Origin of the sequence: Streptomyces sp. NPDC102490 (genome assembly GCF_044765285.1) — a bacterium.
Lineage (GTDB): Bacteria > Actinomycetota > Actinomycetes > Streptomycetales > Streptomycetaceae > Streptomyces.
In genome coordinates this window covers 19,893-38,564 of record NZ_JBIWJU010000020.1, presented here as the reverse complement: position 1 = coordinate 38,564, position 18,672 = coordinate 19,893, and the positions used below count along the sequence as shown (strand labels likewise).

At 73.1% G+C, this 18,672-nt stretch carries 15 protein-coding genes; 7 read left to right on the top strand and 8 right to left on the bottom strand.

From position 1 onward, the window contains the following. Positions 1-414, bottom strand: a complete 414-nt coding sequence (locus ACIRGB_RS34345; protein WP_403873200.1) for an organic hydroperoxide resistance protein — start codon at positions 412-414, stop codon at positions 1-3. Between the two features lie 141 nt (positions 415-555). Here ACIRGB_RS34345 and ACIRGB_RS34340 point away from each other — a divergent pair, with 141 nt between their 5' ends. Together ACIRGB_RS34340 and galE are read left to right on the top strand one after the other, a co-directional pair. Further along, a complete protein-coding gene (locus ACIRGB_RS34340; RefSeq protein WP_403873197.1) occupies positions 556-1,026 on the top strand; it encodes a MarR family winged helix-turn-helix transcriptional regulator in 471 nt (156 codons plus the stop codon). A gap of 77 nt (positions 1,027-1,103) precedes the next feature. Beyond that, positions 1,104-2,084 (top strand): UDP-glucose 4-epimerase GalE, encoded by a 981-nt coding sequence (galE, locus tag ACIRGB_RS34335; protein WP_403873194.1) that lies wholly within the window; start codon positions 1,104-1,106, stop codon positions 2,082-2,084. A 7-nt stretch (positions 2,085-2,091) separates the two neighbouring features. On the opposite strand, the gene ACIRGB_RS34330 is transcribed toward galE, so the two are convergent. From ACIRGB_RS34330 to ACIRGB_RS34315, 4 genes are read right to left on the bottom strand one after another with little or no spacing between them, the layout of a single operon-like run. Then, the gene (locus tag ACIRGB_RS34330; RefSeq protein WP_403873191.1) at positions 2,092-2,529 is read right to left on the bottom strand and encodes a glutaredoxin domain-containing protein; all 438 of its coding nucleotides are present in this window, start codon (positions 2,527-2,529) and stop codon (positions 2,092-2,094) included. Then, positions 2,526-3,137, bottom strand: a complete 612-nt coding sequence (locus tag ACIRGB_RS34325) for a DinB family protein (protein WP_403873188.1) — start codon at positions 3,135-3,137, stop codon at positions 2,526-2,528. The genes ACIRGB_RS34330 and ACIRGB_RS34325 overlap by 4 nt, the downstream gene beginning before the upstream one ends. Positions 3,138-3,165: 28 nt before the next feature. Next, positions 3,166-3,561, bottom strand: coding sequence for a GNAT family N-acetyltransferase (locus ACIRGB_RS34320; RefSeq protein WP_403873185.1), 396 nt, complete (start codon positions 3,559-3,561; stop codon positions 3,166-3,168). 49 nt (positions 3,562-3,610) lie between these two features. Next, positions 3,611-4,243 (bottom strand): TetR/AcrR family transcriptional regulator, encoded by a 633-nt coding sequence (locus ACIRGB_RS34315; protein ID WP_403873182.1) that lies wholly within the window; start codon positions 4,241-4,243, stop codon positions 3,611-3,613. Positions 4,244-4,415: 172 nt separating this feature from the next. Between ACIRGB_RS34315 and ACIRGB_RS34310 the strand changes: the two genes are divergently transcribed. The 4 genes from ACIRGB_RS34310 (at position 4,416) to ACIRGB_RS34295 (ending at position 10,250) form a co-directional block, all read left to right on the top strand. Further along, the gene (locus ACIRGB_RS34310) at positions 4,416-5,360 is read left to right on the top strand and encodes an ABC transporter permease (RefSeq protein WP_403873179.1); all 945 of its coding nucleotides are present in this window, start codon (positions 4,416-4,418) and stop codon (positions 5,358-5,360) included. Then, positions 5,353-6,192 (top strand): ABC transporter ATP-binding protein, encoded by an 840-nt coding sequence (locus ACIRGB_RS34305; RefSeq protein ID WP_403873176.1) that lies wholly within the window; start codon positions 5,353-5,355, stop codon positions 6,190-6,192. Before ACIRGB_RS34310 ends, ACIRGB_RS34305 begins: the two co-directional genes overlap by 8 nt. A gap of 129 nt (positions 6,193-6,321) precedes the next feature. Then, the gene (locus tag ACIRGB_RS34300; protein WP_403873173.1) at positions 6,322-8,538 is read left to right on the top strand and encodes a CDP-glycerol glycerophosphotransferase family protein; all 2,217 of its coding nucleotides are present in this window, start codon (positions 6,322-6,324) and stop codon (positions 8,536-8,538) included. Further along, positions 8,535-10,250: a glycosyltransferase family 2 protein gene (locus tag ACIRGB_RS34295; protein ID WP_403873170.1), complete on the top strand. Its 1,716-nt coding sequence runs from the start codon at positions 8,535-8,537 to the stop codon at positions 10,248-10,250. Before ACIRGB_RS34300 ends, ACIRGB_RS34295 begins: the two co-directional genes overlap by 4 nt. Positions 10,251-10,445: 195 nt before the next feature. Here ACIRGB_RS34295 and ACIRGB_RS34290 read toward each other — a convergent pair whose 3' ends face one another. From ACIRGB_RS34290 to ACIRGB_RS34280, 3 genes are all read right to left on the bottom strand, one after another. Then, a complete protein-coding gene (locus ACIRGB_RS34290) occupies positions 10,446-15,407 on the bottom strand; it encodes an NAD-glutamate dehydrogenase (protein ID WP_403873167.1) in 4,962 nt (1,653 codons plus the stop codon). Between the two features lie 470 nt (positions 15,408-15,877). Further along, positions 15,878-16,549 (bottom strand): HAD family hydrolase, encoded by a 672-nt coding sequence (locus tag ACIRGB_RS34285; protein ID WP_403873164.1) that lies wholly within the window; start codon positions 16,547-16,549, stop codon positions 15,878-15,880. A gap of 58 nt (positions 16,550-16,607) precedes the next feature. Beyond that, positions 16,608-17,111: a DUF6912 family protein gene (locus ACIRGB_RS34280; RefSeq protein WP_403873161.1), complete on the bottom strand. Its 504-nt coding sequence runs from the start codon at positions 17,109-17,111 to the stop codon at positions 16,608-16,610. Between the two features lie 1,230 nt (positions 17,112-18,341). On the opposite strand from ACIRGB_RS34280, the gene ACIRGB_RS34275 reads away from it, so the two are divergent. After that, complete coding sequence (locus tag ACIRGB_RS34275; RefSeq protein WP_403873158.1) at positions 18,342-18,611, top strand: Rv3235 family protein; 270 nt, start codon at positions 18,342-18,344, stop codon at positions 18,609-18,611. Positions 18,612-18,672 lie beyond the last annotated feature (61 nt).

Genomic DNA, 18,672 nt, shown 5'->3' with positions numbered 1-18,672 from the left:
TTACTCGATGACGAGGTCGACCGGGATGTTGCCGCGGGTGGCGTTGGAGTAGGGGCAGACCTGGTGGGCCTGCTCGACCAGCTTGCGGCCGGTCTCCTCGTCGATCCCCTCGGGCAGCTCGACCCGGAGGGTGACGGCGAGCGCGAAACCCTCGCCCTGCTTGCCGATGCCGACCTCGGCGGTCACCGCGGCATCACTGACGTCCACCTTCGCCGCCCGGCCGACCACCCCGAGGGCGCTGCCGAAACAGGCGGCGTACCCGGCGGCGAACAGCTGCTCGGGGTTGGTCCCCTCGCCGTTGCCGCCCATCTCGACGGGGACGCCGAGGGCGAGGTCGAGCTTGCCGTCGGAGCTGACGGTGCGGCCGTCGCGGCCGTGGGTGGCGGTGGCGGCGGCGGTGTAGAGCGCGTCCATGGGAGAACCGTCCCTTTCAGGGGTTCGGGAGGAGACCTGCGTGCCTGACAACCGCAAGTAGAGCACGCTCTCGAATTGAGCGCAACTGAATTGCGCGCAACTTAATAGCGGGCCAGGAAACGGTCGGCTACCCTGGAGCGCATGACCACGCCCGCGACCGACTGGCTCCGCCTGGACCAGCAGATCTGCTTCTCCCTGAACGCCGCGTCGCGCGCCTTCGGCGGCGTCTACCGCGTCGTCCTCAAGGACCTGGGGCTCACCTACCCGCAGTACCTGGTCATGCTGGTGCTGTGGGAGCACGGCGAACTGCCGGTGAAGAAGCTCGGCGAGCACCTCCGTCTCGACTCCGGCACACTGTCCCCGCTGCTGAAGCGGCTGGAGGCGGCCGGTCTGGTCCGGCGTGAGCGCAGCGCGCGCGACGAGCGGTCGGTGGAGGTGCGGCTGACCGGCCAGGGCGCGGCGCTGCGCGAGCGGGCCGTCGAGGTGCCGCGCCGGATCTCCGCGGCGACCGGCCTGGACCTCACCGAGGTCCGGGACCTGCGCGCCCGCCTCGACCGGCTCACGGCGGCGCTGGACGCGTACGGCACCGATCCGGCCCCCGATCCGTCCTGAGGGGTGCGGGCGCCCGGCGGGCGCGGGGATGACGGATCATGGCTAGCAAGGAACACTGAACGAAGGGGACGGCCGCAATGACCTGGCTGATCACCGGCGGCGCCGGCTACATCGGGGCGCATGTCGTACGGGCGATGACCGAAGCGGGCGAGAAGGCCGTGGTCTACGACGACCTGTCCACGGGGATCGCCGAGCGCGTGCCCGACGGTGTCCCGCTGGTGGTGGGCTCGGTCCTGGACGGCGAGCGCGTCGCGCGCGCCCTGGCCGACCACTCGGTCACCGGCGTGGTGCACCTGGCCGCCAAGAAGCAGGTCGGCGAGTCGGTGGACCTGCCCCTGCACTACTACCGGGAGAACGTGGAGGGCCTGCGCGTCCTGCTGGACGCGGTCACGAAGGCCGAGGTCCCGTCCTTCGTCTTCTCCTCCTCCGCCGCCGTGTACGGCATGCCCGACGTCGACCTCGTGACCGAGGAGACGCCCTGCGCGCCGATGTCGCCGTACGGCGAGACCAAGCTGGCCGGCGAGTGGCTGGTCCGGGCCACCGGCAAGGCCGCGGGGCTCGCCACGGCGTCCCTGCGCTACTTCAACGTGGCGGGCGCGGCGAGCCCGGAGCTGGCCGACACCGGCGTCTACAACCTCGTCCCGATGGTCTTCGAGAAGCTGACGGAGTCCGCGGCCCCCCGGATCTTCGGCGACGACTACGCGACGCCGGACGGCACCTGCGTGCGCGACTACATCCACGTCGTGGACCTGGCCGAGGCCCATGTGGCGGCGGCCCGCGCCCTGCGGTCCTCCCCGGGCCGTGCCCTCACCCTCAACATCGGCCGGGGCGAGGGCGTCTCCGTCCGCGAGATGATCGACCGCATCAATGCCCTCACCGGCTACGACCAGCCGCCGACGGTCACCCCCCGCCGTCCCGGCGACCCGGCCCGGGTCGTCGCCTCGGCCGACCGGGCCGCCGTCGAACTGGGCTGGAAGGCCAAGTACGACGTAGAGGACATGATCACGTCGGCCTGGGCGGGCTGGGTGCGGCTCCACCCGGAGGCGGCCCGGGACTGACACCCGGTCAGCGGGCCGAGGAGACCTGCTCACGCACCCACGCGGGATCGGGGTTGGTGTACGGCCGGCCCGCCACGAGCAGCGTGGGCACGGTCTCGTTGCCGTCGTTGGCCCCTCGCACCAGCTCCGCCCCGGCCTCGTCCCGCCAGATGTCGACCCAGTGCAGCCGCCGGGCCGTGCGCCCCAGCCGGAGGCGCAGCCGCACGCAGTAGGGGCACCCCGGCCGCCAGAAGACGACCGGCCGCCCGTCGGCGGCACTGCGCCGCCGCGCCTCCGGCGCCCCGACCGACCGGGGGAGGAGCAGCGGCGAGGTCAGCCCCGCCAGCAGCACGAACAGCAGCAGGAGCACGGCGCCCGTCCCCGGGCGCCCCTGGACGAACGGCCCGGTCGCGGCCCCCGCTCCGGCGATCAGCAGCAGCACCGGGCCCGTCCACGCCCGCCTCACCGGGTCCGGCCCGCTGCTTCCCGGCGCCCGGCTTCCCGGGCCGCCTGCTCCAGCCGGTCCCGGTGCTCCTCCCACCAGGCCGTGTCGCCCGTCGGCACGCCGACGTTGTCCTCGCGCATCCCCACGGCACCGTCCGTCAGCTCCCGGACGATGTCGGCGTGCCCGGCGTGCCGCTGGGTGTCCGCGATCACGCGGAGCACGGCGTGGTGCAGCGTCACCTCGTCCTTGCCCTCGGCCCACCACGGCACCCTGCCGACGGTGTCCAGCGCCAGCGCGTCGATCGTCGCGTCCGCGTGGGCCCACGCCCGCCGGTACACCCCCACGACGTACGCGCGCGACTCGTCGGCGGTGGCCCACATGTCCGCGTCGGCCTCGGCCCCTTCCGCCATCCAGGGCAGCGGTTCCTCCGCCGGCCGCCCGAAGACCTCGCCGAGGTACCCCAGCTCCACGGTGGCGGCGTGCTTCACCAGCCCGAGGAGGTTGGTGCCGGTCGGGGTCGCCGGGCGTCGTACGTCGTACTCCGAGAGCCCTTCGAGCTTCCAGAGCAGGGCGTCGCGGGCGGACTGGAGGTAGAAGCGGAGATCGGCCTTGGGATCAGTTGGGATCATCGGACCAGTGTGCCGCCCGCCCGGCGCGTCACAGGGCGATGAGGCCGGCCGCCGTCTCCTGGAAGCCGCACGCGTCGAAGTAGAACCCGCGCAGGTGGTCCTCGAAGTCGACGTGGAGCCACTCGCAGCCCGCCGCCCGGGCCTGTGCGGCGGCGACCGCGACCAGGCGGGCACCCACCCCGCGGGAGCGGCGGTGCCGGGCCACCACCGTGTCCAGGAGGAAGGCGTGTGCCCCGCCGTCCCAGGCGACGTTGACGAAGCCGACCAGCGAGCCGTCCTCCCGGACGCAGACCCAGCCGAGGCTGTGCCGCTCCAGTCGGGTGCGCCAGTCGGTCGGCTCGCCGGGGTGCCCGAAGCCGTCGGCGTGGAGTGCGTCCAGGAGGGCGTTGTCGACCTCTCCTCGCCACTGGTAGGTGATCGTCACGGGCTGATCGTAGGCGGCGGACCGGGCGCCGCTGACGGCCGGTCCCGGCTCAGAGCGCCTTCAGGCCCTCCGCCGTGGCCCGGGCCAGCGAGCCCAGGTAGCCCTTCGGCAGCTTCGGGCTGCGCACGACCACCGAGCGCCAGTACAGCGGGCCCGAGATCAGGTCCAGGGCCAGCTCGGTGTCGACGGCGGGACCCAGTTCGCCGCGTTCGGCCGCCGCCGCGAGGATGCTGCTGGCCACCCCGTCCTGGCCCTCGCGCAGGGTCTTGCGCAGCGCCTCGGCGATGTCGGGGTTGCGGGCCGCCTCCGCCTGGAGGTCGGGGATGACCTGCGAGGCCAGCGGGTGGCGCAGGGCACGGGACGTCACCTCGTACAGCAGCCGCAGGTCGCCCTCCAGGGAGCCGGTGTCCGGCGCGGGCAGGCCCTGGACGGCGAGGGCGGAGACGATGTCGAGCACCAGGTGCAGCTTGGAGCGCCAGCGCCGGTAGACGGCGGTCTTGCCGACGCCCGCGCGGCGCGCGATGCCCTCGATGGACATCCGGGCGTAGCCGACCGCGGCCAGTTCCTCGAAGACCGCCGCCCGGATGGCCTCCGTCACGTCCTCACGGAGCACCGCCGCCCCCGCGGGGGCCCGGCGGCGCGGGCGCGGCGTCGGCTCGTCGGCGGCGGCGTTGGTCGTCATACGGGGCAAGCATAGGGCGTCACGACGAAACGGTTGCGTTCCGGCGTCGCCACGCCCTACGCTCACGTTACGACGATACGGTGCCGTCCCGACGTAAGTGAACACCCGCGGTCACCCGGGTGAACGACGGGCGTCGCCCTCTCGCCCCCTCCCCCGAGCGAAAGCACCGGATGTGAGCCAGGTCCTCGACCCCCCACCCCCGACCCGGGCACCGGCCCAGGCCGCCCCCCTCACCGACCCCGCCGGCCACGACCTCGCGGCGCTCGCCGCCCGGCACGGGCTGTCGGTCAGCGGTGCCCGCCCCTCCCTGCCCGAGTACGTCCGCCAGCTGTGGGCGCGCCGGCACTTCATCGGCGCCTTCTCCACCGCCAAGCTCACCGCCCAGTACAGCCAGGCCAAGCTGGGCCAGGTCTGGCAGGTGATGACGCCCCTGCTCAACGCGGCGGTGTACTACTTCATCTTCGGCCTGCTGATGGACACCAAGCGCGGCGTGGAGGACTTCGTCCCGTTCCTGGTCACCGGCGTGTTCGTGTGGACGTTCACGCACAGCTCGGTCATGGCGGGCACCCGCGCCATCTCCGGCAACCTCGGCCTGGTACGCGCGCTGCACTTCCCGCGGGCGGCGCTGCCGGTGTCGTTCTGCCTCCAGCAGCTCCAGCAGCTGCTGTTCTCGATGGCGGCCCTGCTCGCGATCCTGCTGGCCTTCGGCGTGCCGCCCGCCCCGTCCTGGGTGCTGGCGGTCCCGGCGCTGGTGCTGCAGTTCGCGTTCAACGCGGGCCTGGCGATGGTCATGGCCCGGGTGGGCTCGAAGATCCCCGACATGGCCCAGCTGATGCCGTTCCTGCTGCGCACCTGGATGTACGCCTCGGGCGTCATGTTCAGCATCGAGCACATGACCGGCCCGGACAGCGGCCTGCCGTCCTGGGTCGGCACCGCCCTCCAGCTCAACCCCGCCGTCGTCTACATCGACCTGATGCGCTTCGCCCTGATCGACACCTTCGGGGGCAGCCAGCTGCCGCCCCATGTGTGGGCGCTCGCGGTGGGCTGGGCCCTGGTCGCCGGGATCGGCGGCTTCGTCTACTTCTGGAAGGCCGAGGAGACCTACGGTCGTGGCTGACAACACCCCCGCCGAGCGGGTACCCACCGTCATCGCCGACGGCGTCGACATCGTCTACCGGGTCAACGGCACCGGTGCCGGCCGCGGCTCCGCGACCGCCGCCCTCAACCGCATCCTGCGCCGGAAGAAGACCGAGAAGGCCGCCGGCGTGCGCCGGGTGCACGCCGTGAAGAACGTGTCCTTCGTGGCGTACCGCGGCGAGGCCATCGGCCTGATAGGCACCAACGGTTCGGGCAAGTCGACGCTGCTCAAGGCGGTCGCCGGCCTGCTCCCGGTGGAGAACGGCCGGATCTACACCGACGGCCAGCCCTCCCTGCTCGGCGTCAACGCCGCCCTGATGAACGACCTCACCGGCGAGCGCAACGTGTACCTCGGCGGCCTGGCGATGGGCATGTCCCGCGCGCAGATCAAGGAGCGCTACCAGGAGATCGTCGACTTCTCGGGGATCAACGACAAGGGCGACTTCATCACCCTGCCGATGCGCACGTACTCCTCCGGCATGGCGGCCCGGCTGCGGTTCTCCATCGCCGCCGCCAAGGACCACGACGTCCTCCTCGTCGACGAGGCCCTGGCCACCGGCGACCGCTCCTTCCAGAAGCGGTCCGAGGAGCGCATCCGGGAGCTGCGCCGGCACGCCGGCACGGTGTTCCTGGTCAGCCACAGCAACAAGTCCATCCGCGACACCTGCGACCGGGTGCTGTGGCTGGAGCGCGGCGAGCTGCGCATGGACGGGCCGACGGACGAGGTGCTGAAGGAGTACGAGAAGTTCACCGGCGGTCCGGACAAGGCGGCGAAACCCAAGCCCGCGCCCAAGGCGAAGGCCGCCGCCTGACCCGTCCCGAAGGGCCTCTTCGCCCGGAAGGCGTACGTACGGTTAACCCTTTTGCCTGATTAGTGCCACTATGGCCGGACGAACGAGCAGGAGTGTGCCGGGAGCGCCGACGGCGAAGGAGTCCCCGCGATGTCCGAGACCCCCGAACTCAGCGTCATCGTCCACGGCCCCAACGTCCAGGACCACCTGCCCGCGCTCCTCGACTCCCTCGACGCCCACCCCCTCGCCGGTGTCGAGGTGATCGTCGCCGCCGTGGGGGACTGGGCACGGGAGACCGCCGAGCGGCACGCCCCCGCGTTCACCGTGCTGCCCCTGCCGGAGGGCGCCGGTGACGCGGCGGCCCGCGCGGCCGGGGCGGCACGGGCGTCCGGCCGCTGGCTGCACTTCGTGCACGCCAAGGACGGGCTGCCCGTCGGCGCCCCGTCCGCCGTCGCCGAGCACGTCGGCGGCCTGCCCGACACCGTGGACGTCCTGCTCCTGGACCACGTCCGCAGCTCGTGGCGGGTCTCGGGCCTGCCCTCCCCCGACGGCCCCCGCCTCGCCCGCGCGGGCCGCGCCGATCTCGCCCTGGACGACCGCGCGGCGCTGCTCCGCCTGACCCCGCTGCTCGGCAACCGCGTGGTGCGCGCCGCTTTCTGGCGGGCCGGTGAGCGGCTCCTGACCACCGAGGACGAGCCGTTCGCCGCGTACGCCGCGCTGCTGCTCGCCGACCGCGTCGCCTGCCTGCCGCTCCCGGCGTACGAGGACCGCCGGCTGCGCCCCGAGAGCCTCCCGCCGCCCACGCCGGCCGAGCGGTACGCGCTGGTCGACCGCTACGAGGCGCTCCTCGGCCTCACCGCCGACCGGCCCGCCGTCCACGGCGTCCTGTACGACCTGATGATCGGCGACTGCCTGCACACCTTCGCCCGCGCCGGGATGCCGGACGACGTGGCGCGGGAGTTCTTCCACCGGGCGTCCGTGACCGCCCGGCGCCACCGCCCCGAGGGGCTGCGGCGCCCGGCCGGTCTGGAGGGCGTACGCCGGTCGCTCCTGGAGGAGGGCGCCTACGGCAAGTACCGCGCCCTCCAGACCGCCAACCACGCCCGCCGCGGGGTGCGCTCCGCCGTGCGCACCGGCAGACGGCGGGCCGGCACGCGGCTGCGCACCCTCCAGTACCGCGGCGCCCTGGCCCGGCCCCTCGACCCGCACCTCGCGGTCTTCTCGGCGTACTGGAACCGCGGGGTGGCCTGCAACCCGGCCGCGATCGCCGCCAAACTCGCCGAACTCGCCCCGGGCGTCCACCCGGTGTGGGTGGTCACGGCGCAGGGCGCGGCCCTGCTGCCGCCCGGCACCGACCACGTCGTGCCCGGCACCCGCCGCTACTGGGAGGTGCTGGCCCGCGCCACATACCTGGTCAACAACGTCAACTTCCCCGACGCGGTGGTCAAACGCCCCGGCACCGTCCACCTCCAGACCCACCACGGCACCCCGCTCAAGCGCATGGGCGTGGACCAGCTGCCCTACCCCGCCGCCGCCCACGGCCTGGACTTCCAGGCCCTGCTGGAACGCGTCGACAAGTGGGACTACAGCGTCTCCGCCAACAGCCACTCCACCCGCATGTGGCAGCGGGCCTACCCGTCCCGCCACATCTCCCTCAACCACGGCTATCCGCGCAACGACGTGTACTACACCGCCGGCCCCGCCGAGGTCCGCGCGGCCCGCGCACGCCTCGGCATCCCGCCCGGCCGCCGCGCGGTCCTCTACGCGCCCACCCACCGCGACTACGAGGCCGGCTGGACCCCGCGCCTCGACCTCGCCGCCCTCGCCGAGTCACTCGGCGAGGAAACGATTCTGCTGGTGCGCGCCCACTACTTCTACGACGGCGCCGCCGCCCTCTCGGCCCCGCTGGCGGGCCTGCGCCGCACCGGCCGCCTCGTCGACGTCTCCTCCTACGACCCCGTCGAGGAACTGTGCCTGGCCGCCGACGCGCTGGTCACCGACTACTCGTCGATCATGTTCGACTACGCCAACCTCGACCGCCCGATCGTCATCCACGCCGACGACTGGGAGACCTACCGCACCACCCGCGGCGTCTACTTCGACCTGATGGCCGAGGCCCCGGGACCGGTCGCCCGCACCCAGGCGGAGTTGACGGAGATCCTCACCTCCGACGCCTGGCACGACGAGCGCGCGACCAAGGCGCGGACCGCCTTCCGGCGCCGGTTCTGCGAGTACGACGACGGCCGCGCCGCCGAACGCGTCGTGCGCCGGGTCTTCCTCGGCGAGGACGAGCGGACCCTGCCCCCGGTCCTGCCGGTCGAGGACCGGACCCCGGCCCCGAGCCCCGAGGAGGCCTGCGCGTCATGAGGACAGCCACCACGAGCCCCGCCACGGGCACGCTCCCGCCGCCCCTGAGCATCCCGGACGTCACCGTCACGGTCATCGTCTACAACGACGCCGAACGCCTCCCCCGCGCGGTCGCGTCCGTGCTGCGCCAGACCCAGGCGAACATCGAGGTCGTCATCAGCGACGACCACTCGACGGACGCGACCGAGGAGGTGGCCCGCGAGCTGGCCGCCCACGATCCGCGGGTCGTGTACCTGCGGCTGCCCGAGAACAGCGGCGGGTGCAGCGCCCCGCGCAACCGCGCCCTGGAGATCGCCCGGGCGCCGTACCTGATGTTCCTGGACAGCGACGACGAACTCCCCGAGCGGGCCGTCGAGGTCCTGCTCGCCGCCCACCAGGAACGCGACCTGGACTTCGCGATGGGCGCCGTGCACCGCATCCGCGTGGACGGCGGGCGCCGTACCACCTGGATGCCACACCTGGTCGCCGAGCGCCGCACCCTCGACGGCATCGAGGCCGACCCGCGCCTGTTCTTCGAGCACCTCTCCACCAGCAAGATGTACGCCCGCGCCTTCCTCGACCGGCACGGCCTGCGCTTCCCCGAGGGCATCCACTACGAGGACCAGCTCTTCTCGGCGCAGGCGTACTGCCTGGCCAAGACCTTCACCGTGGTCCCCGAGCCGGTCTACCGCTGGTACATAGCCCCGTACGCCGCCTCCGACTCCGCCTCCATCTCCAACCAGCGGCACAAGCTCAGCAACGTCCGCGACCGCGTCCACGTGCAGCGGCTCATCGACGCGTTCCTGGCCGAGAGCGGGCACGAGGGGCTGCGCGAGGACAAGGACTTCAAGTTCCTCAAGCACGACTTCCGGATGTACGCCGGTGACCTCCCCTACCGGGACGACGCGTGGCTGGCGTCCTTCGCGGACCTGATGAACCCCTACCTCGACACGCTCGCCGAGGGCGCCTACGCCCGGCTGCCCCGCGCCGAACGGGTCGTCCTGCGCCTGCTGCGCGACCGGCGCCTGTCCGACGTCCGCACGGCCGCCCGGGGCCTCGGCCACGACGTGGCACCGCGCCGGGTGACGCCGGACGAGGAGAGCGGCCGCGTGTACTGGGGCGAGCGCGTCCCGGATTCCCCCGACGCCCGGCGCGAGCTGGACCTGACGGACCTGGAGCTGGACACCCGCCCGTTCTTCACCGCCCTGCTCCGGCACGAGATCACGGAGGTCAGGCGCGGTCCCGGTGCCTCGGTCGACCTCACCGTCCGCACCTACGACCCGGCCCTGCGCCTGCCGGTCGGCCCCCAGCGCGCGGTGCTCCACCTCGCCCCCGGCCGTCGCCGTCTCACAATCGCCTTCCGCCTCTCGCCGGTCCGCCCCGGCCTCTTCGAGGGCCGCGTCCGCCTGGACCTGGCGGCGGCCCGTCTCCCGCTTCACGGCTTCGCCGGCACCCGCCATCCCGTGCTCCGCCTCCGCCACCGGGGCCGCACCCACACGGGCATCCTCCTGGCGCCGCCGGCCTTCCCGCCCCTCACGGCCCGCGTCCCCTACCGCGCCGGCCTCACCCCCCACCGCGTCACCCTCCGCCCGGAGGGCCACAACCCGGGCCGCCTACAGATCACCTGGCAGCCGGTGGGCCCCACCGCCGCACTACTCCGCCCAGCAGCCCGCCGCCTCTCCACCCCGAGAACACGAAGAGCGGCCCGCCTGGTGGCGAACATCCTCCGCTGACCCGCCCCCGCACCTGCGGGCAGTCGTGCCGCTGGGGCGGCACGGGTGGGCGCAGGCGGCACCCCGCCACGCCGGGCTGCGTCCCCACTCCCGCCCAGCCCCCACCCCGCCACAGACGCCAAGGCGCCCCGGACCGAACCCGGCCCGGGGCGCCTCACACGGCACAACGGCGCGAACGCCGCTACACCGCACCGCCTACGAATGCGTGCGCAGCAACGTCCGCATCGTCCGCATGGCCACCGAAAGATTGGACAGATCGAACTCGTCCGACCCCCGGATCTCCTCCAGCGTCGTCCGCGCCCGCCCGAGAATCGCCGCGTTCTTCTCCTCCCACGCCTTGAACCGCTGCTCCGGCGTGGACGTGCCGTTGCCCACCGCCAAGACGTCCGCGGTCAGCGACGCGTGCGCCGAGTACAGGTCCTCGCGGATCGCCGCGCGGGCCATGGACTGCCAGCGGTCGTTCCGGGGCAGGTCGCTGATCCGGTCCATCAGCTGGGTGACGCCGAGCCGGTCGGCGAGGTCGTAGTACACCTCGGCGACGTCCAGCGGCTCCTTGCCCATGCGGTCGGCCACCGACACGATGTCCAGCGTCGCGAAGGCCGAGGAGAACCCCGCCACCCGCGTGGCCGGCTCGTCCGGGACCCCGGCGGCGGTCAGCTCGTCGTAGATGTGCTGGTACCACTCCGCGTCCGCGCCGCGCAGCAGCTTCGGCAGCTGCGACCACACCTGCTCGACCCGCTCGGCGAAGAACTCCACCGTCTCGGCCAGCTCCAGCGGCTGCGGCCGGTTGTTGAGCAGCCAGCGCGTGCCGCGCTCGACCAGCCGGCGCGAGTGCAGCCGGATCCGGGTCTGGACGGCGGCGTCGACCTTGGTGTCCAGGGCCTCCACCGCGTCCCACACCGGGGAGGAGCTGAAGATCGCCCGGGCCGCGGTCTGCGCCCGCACGATCTCCTCGAGCGACGCGCCGGTCTCCTCGCGCATCCGGTGCAGATACGTCGTACCACCCGTGTTGACCGTGTCGTTGACCAGGACGGTCGTCGTGATCTCGCGGCGCAGCGGGTGGCTGTCGACCTGCTCGGGGAACTGCTCGCGCAGCGCCGACGGGAAGTAGGCGTGCAGCAGACCCTTGAGGTACGGGTCGTCCGGCAGCGAGGTGTGCAGCAGCTCCTCGGCGACCGTGATCTTCGTGTACGCCAGCAGCACGGCCGTCTCCGGACCGGTCAGGCCGTGTCCGCTGCCCAGCCGCTCACGGATCTGGCGGTCGGTGGGCAGGAACTCCAGGGCCCGGTTGAGGTGGCCCTCCCTGACCAGGTGCCGCATGAAGCGCTGCTGGGCGTGGAGCATGTCCTTGGACTGGGCGAGCGCGTTGGCGATCGCCGTGTTCTGCGCGTAGTTGTTGCGCAGCACCAGCGCGCCGACCTCGTCGGTCATCTGGGCGAGCAGCTTGTTGCGCTGCTTGACGGTCATGTCGCCGTCCTTGACGAGACCGTTGAGCAGGATCTTGATGTTCACCTCGTGGTCGGAGGTGTCCACGCCCGCGCTGTTGTCGATGGCGTCGGTGTTGATCCGGCCGCCCTTAAGCGCGAACTCGATCCGGCCCAGCTGGGTCAGGCCCAGGTTGCCGCCCTCGCCGACGACCTGGACCCGCAGGTCCTTGCCGTCGACGCGGATGGCGTCGTTGCCCTTGTCGCCGACGTCCGCGTTGGACTCGGTGGACGCCTTGACGTACGTACCGATGCCGCCGTTCCACAGCAGGTCCACCGGGGAGCTGAGGATCGCCTTCATCAGCTCGGCCGGGGTCATCTTGGTGATGCCGGGCTCGATGCCGAGGGCCTCGCGGATGTGCGCGTTGACCGGGATCGACTTGGCCGTGCGCGGGAAGATGCCGCCGCCCGCCGACAGCAGCCCGGTGTCGTAGTCCTCCCACGAGGAGCGGGGCAGCTCGAACAGCCGGCGGCGCTCGGCGTACGAGGTGGCCGCGTCCGGCGTCGGGTCGATGAAGATGTGCCGGTGGTCGAAGGCGGCGACCAGGCGGATGTGCTCGCTGAGCAGCATGCCGTTGCCGAAGACGTCGCCGGACATGTCGCCGATGCCGACGACCGTGAAGTCCTGGGTCTGGGTGTCCACGCCCAGCTCCCGGAAGTGCCGCTTCACGGACTCCCAGGCGCCGCGGGCGGTGATGCCCATGCCCTTGTGGTCGTAGCCCGCGCTGCCGCCGGAGGCGAAGGCGTCGCCGAGCCAGAAGTTGTAGGACTCGGCGACCTCGTTGGCGATGTCGGAGAACTTCGCGGTGCCCTTGTCGGCGGCGACGACGAGGTAGGTGTCGTCCTCGTCGTGCCGGACGACGTCCGCGGGGTGCACGACCTCGCCGGCCACCATGTTGTCGGTGATGTCGAGCAGCGCCGAGATGAACGTCTTGTAGCTGGCGATGCCCTCCGCCAGCCACGCGTCGCGGTCGACGCTCGGGTCGGGCAGCTGCTTGGCGACGAAGCCGCCCTTGGCGCCGACCGGCACGATGACGGTGTTCTTCACCATCTGCGCCTTGACCAGGCCGAGGATCTCGGTGCGGAAGTCCTCCCGGCGGTCCGACCAGCGCAGACCACCGCGCGCGACCTTGCCGAAGCGCAGGTGCACGCCCTCGACGCGCGGCGAGTACACCCAGATCTCGAACGCCGGGCGCGGCGCGGGCAGGTCGGGGATGGCCTGCGGGTCGAACTTCATGGAGACGTAGTCGTGCGGCTTGCCGCCCGCCGCCTCCTGGAAGAAGTTCGTCCGCAGCGTCGCCTTGATGACGGTGAGGAAGGACCGCAGGATCCGGTCCTCGTCGAGGCTCGCCACCTGGTCCAGGGCGGCGTCGACCTCTTCGAGCAGGGCGTCGACGATCTCCCGCCCGGCCCGCTGCCGCTCCGGCGCCATCCGCGCCTCGAACAGGTTGATGAGCAGGCGCGTGGTGTGGACGTTGCTGCGGAGGGTGTCCTCCATGTAGTCCTGGCTGAAGGTCGAACCGGCCTGCCGCAGGTACTTGGCGTACGCGCGCAGCACCATCGCCTCGCGCCAGGTCAGCCCGGCGCTGAGCACGAGGGCGTTGAAGCCGTCGTTCTCCGCCTTGCCGGTCCAGGTGGCGGCGAAGGCATCCTGGACGCGCTCGCGGGCGTCGTCGCCGAGGTAGTCGGCGCCGCCGGCCGGGGCCTTGGGCATGCGCAGGCCGAAGTCGTAGATCCAGGCCGTGGTGCGGTCCGCGCAGCGCAGCTCGTAGGGCCGCTCGTCGGTGACCTCGACGCCGAGCCGGCTGAGCACCGGCAGCACGGCGGACAGGGAGACCGAGCCGCCCTTCTGGTAGATCTTGAAGCGCCGTTCCTCGGGCGCGGCGCCGACCGGCTCGTACAGGCTCAGCGCGAAGGTCTTCTCCTCGTCGAGCTGCTCCAGGTGGCCGAGGTCGGCGACCGCGGAGCGCGGACCGTGGTCGGCCTTGTAGCCCTCGGGGAAGGCGGACCCGTAGTGGCGCAGCAGCTCCGCGGCGCGTTCCTCGCCGAACTCGGCGGTCAGTGCCTCGCCGAAGCCGTCGGCCCAGGAGCGGGCGGCCTCGACGAGACGGGCCTCGACGCGCTCCCGGTCGGCGTCGGACAGGTGCGGCAGCTCGGTGCCCTGCGGGACCCGGACCACGAAGTGCAGCCGGGACAGGATCGACTCGGTGTTCCAGGCCGTGAAGTCGACGCTGGTGCCGCCCAGCTCCTCCTTGAGGATGTCGATGATCCGCAGCCGGACACCGGTGGTGTAGCGGTCGCGGGGGAGGTAGACGAGAGCCGAGTAGTAGCGCCCGTACTCGTCCTGGCGCAGGTAGAGCCGCAGGCGGCGGCGCTCCTGGAGGTAGAGCACGGAGGTGACGATCGGTTCCAGCTCCTCGGCGGAGGTCTGGAACATCTCGTCGCGCGGGTAGGTCTCCAGGATTTGCAGCAGGTCCCGCCCGTCGTGGCTGTTGGGCGAGAAACCGGCCCGCTCCAGCACCTCCTCCACCTTGCGCCGCACGACCGGCACCCGGCGCACGGACTCGGTGTAGGCGGCGGAGGAGAACAGGCCGAGGAAGCGCCGCTCGCCGACGACGTTGCCGTTCTCGTCGAACTTCTTGACGCCGACGTAGTCCAGGTACGAGGGCCGGTGCACGGTGGCCCGGCTGTTCGCCTTGGTCAGCACCAGCAGCCGGTGCTCGCGGGCCTTGGCCCGGGCGTCGGCGGGCAGCCGCTCGAAGGAGGGGCTGACCGGGTGGCTCTCGTCGGCCGCGTGGTGCGGGTCGGAGCGCAGGATGCCGAGGCCGGTGCCGGCGACGGCGGCGAGGGAGTCGTCCTCGCGCAGTTCGTACTCGCGGTAGCCGAGGAAGGTGAAGTGGTCGTCGGCCAGCCAGCGCAGCAGCTCCTGGGCCTCCTCCAGCTCGCGCGCCGGGAGGTCCTCCGGGGTGGCCTCGGCCGACAGCTGGTCGGCGATGCGGACGGCGGCGTCGCGCATCTTGCCCCAGTCCTCGACGGTCTCGCGGACGTCGTTCAGGACGCGCAGCAGGTCGGCGGTGATCTGCTTCAGGTCACCGCGGTCGGTCTCGCGATCGATCTCGACGTGGATCCAGGACTCGACGTGCGCGTCGTGCGGCAGGTCGGCGGTGGGCCGGCCGGCCAGCACCTCGACGAGCTTGCCGGCGATGTCGCGCCGCACCACGATCTGCGGGTGGACGACGACGTGGATGCCACGGCTCTGGCGGGTCAGCTCGTTCGTCACGGAGTCGACGAGGAAGGGCATGTCGTCGGTGACCACCTCGACGACGGAGTGGCTGCACGTCCAGCCGTTCTCCTCGACCGTCGGGGTGTGCACCCGGACGTTCGCCGTGCCCTGCGGACGGTTCTCGGCCAGCCGGTAGTGCGAGACGGCGGCTCCGAAGACGTCGACCGGGTCGCGGTCGGCGAGGTCCTCCGGGGCGGTGTGCCGGTAGTAGCGCTGGAGGAACGCGAACACGGACGCGTAGTCCGGGGCGCCGTCCGGGCCGTCCGGGGTGTCCGGGGTTCCCTCGCCCCTCGTCCCGGTCGGTAGGTGCCCCCCGACCGGGCTGTTCTCAGCTACCCGCGCAGCCCTCTCGAGCAACTCGGCTTTGGCTTCGTCCAGCTTGGTCTGCATTGTCCTCTGACTCCTGTCGCGCGCCGTTGCGTGACGTAGAAGGAAGTTCGGTCTCCTGCCTTCCGGCATGACGTCGGGACACGGGGTGTCCGGTCTTCTCCGACGCTATGCCGCAAGATGAGAGGAGCGGGGGCATATCAGCCAATGTCGCCGCTCCCACCGGGTGTGACTTCGCTCTCGCCGTCACCGTCCGGGGAGTGCGCGGCGCCGTACCGGGGGTCTTCGATGCCCCGTCCCGCCCGCGAGGATCAGCGACCGCCGCCCGGCCACGGATGTCGTCCGTGGGCGCCGGGCGCGGGGCGGGGGCACCAGTGCCCCCGCGAACTATCGCGCTGATCACGCCACAAGGCTATCGCCCTCCGAGGGCACCCCGTCATGAGCCGCATGTGTACAAAACCGGGCCCTCGACTTGGACGTTCCGCACAGCTACGTCCGGGTGGCGGTGTGGTCCGGGGCACCGGACGCCGCCGTCATCCCGCCAGCCGCTCCGCCACCGCCACGGCCTCCCCGAGCGTGTCCACCACCGGCACGCCGACCTGCTCGAGGCTGGCCCGGCTGTGCGACCCCCCGGTGTAGAGCACGGCACCCGCACCCACGTGGTGCGCCGCCACCGCGTCGTCGGCGGCGTCCCCGATCACCACCGTGCGGGCGGGCTCCACCCCGTCCTGCGCCAGCTGCGCGAGATGCCGCACCATGTGCTCGGCCTTGCTGCCCCCGGACGGCCCGGTCCGTCCGTCGACGCGTATGAAGTGCGTCTCGATCCCGAGCCCCCGGACCAGCGGCACCAGCTCGTCGTGGCCGTACATGCTGAGGATGGACTGGCTGCGCCCCGCCGACCGCCACCCGGCGAGCAGCTCCGTGACCCCCTCGGCGAGCGTGCACCGGCTGCGGTGCACGGTGTAGTAGCGCTGGAAGGTCGCGTCCATGACCTCCCACTCGGCGTCGGTGGGCAGCCGCCCCATCAGCCGCTCGTAGAACTTCGGCACCGGCACGCAATACAGCGACCGGTACCGCTCCAGCGTGATCGGCGCCAGCCCCAGCTCGGCGAAGGCCGCGTTCGTCGCCCCGATGATCGCGTCGTTGTCGTGGAACAGCGTGCCGTTCCAGTCCCACACGATGTGTGCGCCCGTCTGCATCCCCATGCCCGAAAACGTACCCGCCGCCACTGACAATCGGGACACCGCGCTACGACGTGCCTGGTCACACCAGGTTCGGGAGCTCCTGCGTCGCGTACCAGAGCAGCTCGTGGTCCTCCGCGCCGTCCACGACGAACCGGGCGTCGTCGTCCCCGGCGTCCGCCGCCGCGAGGGCCTCGGCCGCGGCGCTCACGTCCGCCTCCGCGTCGGCGGAGTCGACGTGCACCGCGGCCGCCTTGGCCAGCGGCAGCGGCCCGGCGACCCGGACCTCGCCCAGCGCCGCCGGGTCGAGTCCCCGGCCCGGATCGGCCGCGGCGGCGCCGTCGGGTACGTCGGCGGCGACCACGACCCGGCGCCGTGCCGCGCCCGGGTCGGCCGCCAGCAGCCGCAGGGACGCCAGGGCGGCCCGGCCGAGGGCGGCGTACTCCAGCTCCTCGATGTCGTCCGACAGGTACCACTCGCGCAGCGCCGGTGTGACGGCGTAGGCGACGAGCGGCCCGGTCCCCAGCTCCCCCGCCCGGTGCGCCTCGGCGAGGCCGGACAGGGTCAGGGGGACGTAGACGCGCATGAGTCTGCCGCTTTCGTGGTCGGGGACGCCGCCGGAGCGCTCGGCGGCCCGGCGGGAGAGCCTTCAGGATACGTGCGGGTGTCCCCTTTCGGGTCCCCACCCAGGGCGTCCGACGCGTCCACCCCGGGCCCGGTATTCACCCGGTCCACCCCTGGCGTCGCGGGCTCTCCGGCCGCCCGGGTCATTCGGATAGGTGAACTTCTCCGCCCCCTCGACGCGGTCGCCCGCCTCCTTGCCGTGCCGCCCCTCCAGCCCGTACAAGATCACCGACCACGAAGTTACCGCCCGGTATCACCCGGGCCGCCGAACGGGGACCCCATGCGCAAGGTCATGACCAGAACCCAACTCCGCCCCACACCCACTGGCCCTCTCACCCCACCCCCGCCCTACGGCCCCGGAGCCACACCCTCCGGCGGACCCGGCGGACTCCCTCGCGCTGCCGACGCAGGCCCGGTACCCCCGCCCGGTCACGCGTCCCCGGGCGCCGCCCCCGGCCGCGCCCCGGCCGGCGAACCCGGCGGGCGCCCCCGCGCCACCGACGCAGGCCCGGTGTCCCCACCCGGTTCCGCGTCCCCGGGCGCCGCCCCCGGCCGCGCTCCGTCCGGCGGACCCGGAGGGCGCCCCCGCGCCACCGACGCAGGCCCGGTACCCCCGCCCGGTCACGCGTCCCCGGACGCCGCCCCCGGCCACGCCCCGTCCGGCGGACCCGGCCGCGTGCCAACCCGCACGTCCGGAGACACCGCACGCCACATGCCCGGCGCCGCCCCCTCCGACCAGCCCGGGGACACCGCGCCCCGTGCGCCCGGCGGGATGCCGCCCCGCAGGCCGGGGGTGCGTGGAGCGCGTGCCGCGGCGTCCGGTGGGCGGCCGCCCGGGGCTCCGGGCCGGTCCCAGCGGTCCCGTACGCGGCCGGCGGACACCCGTCCGCCCACGGCCGGACCCGGCGGCCGTGGCACGAGGCCGGGTCCCCCCACCGGGCCGGCCGCCCCCGCCACGGGCCCCACCCCCGGCCCCGTCACGGCCTGGGCCCTCGCCCTCCCCGCGGCCCCCGCCACGGCCCCCGTAGCGGGGCGGACCGCACCGGAGGGCCACCGACGGGTCACCCGGCCCTCCGCGGCGCCTGTCGTCCCCGCTCAGACGCCCCGCCGGCCCGTCCCGCAACTGCGGCCCACCGACCACTTCGCCGAGCTCCTCGTGGGCGTTCTCAGCGGACGGCGTCCCGTGCACTCGATGCTCCGCCACACCCTCGGCCGCGCCTACGACGACCTGGCCCACCTCGCCGAACGAGGCCCGCTGCGCACCCGCGGCGCCGCCCCCGTCGTCCGCGACATCGGCTACTTCGAGCCCCGGCCGGGCGCCCTGGAGGTCTTCGCACGCATCGGCGCGGGCGACCGGCTCCGCGCCCTGGCGTTCCGCCTGGAGCAGGGCCGGGACCTGCGCTGGCGCTGCACGGCGGTGGAACTGGGCGGCCCGCCGAGGCCCCGCGCGGACGACGACTGACCGCCCCGGCAGGCCGAAGGGCCGGTCACCCGAGGTGACCGGCCCTTCCCACCGCCGCGGC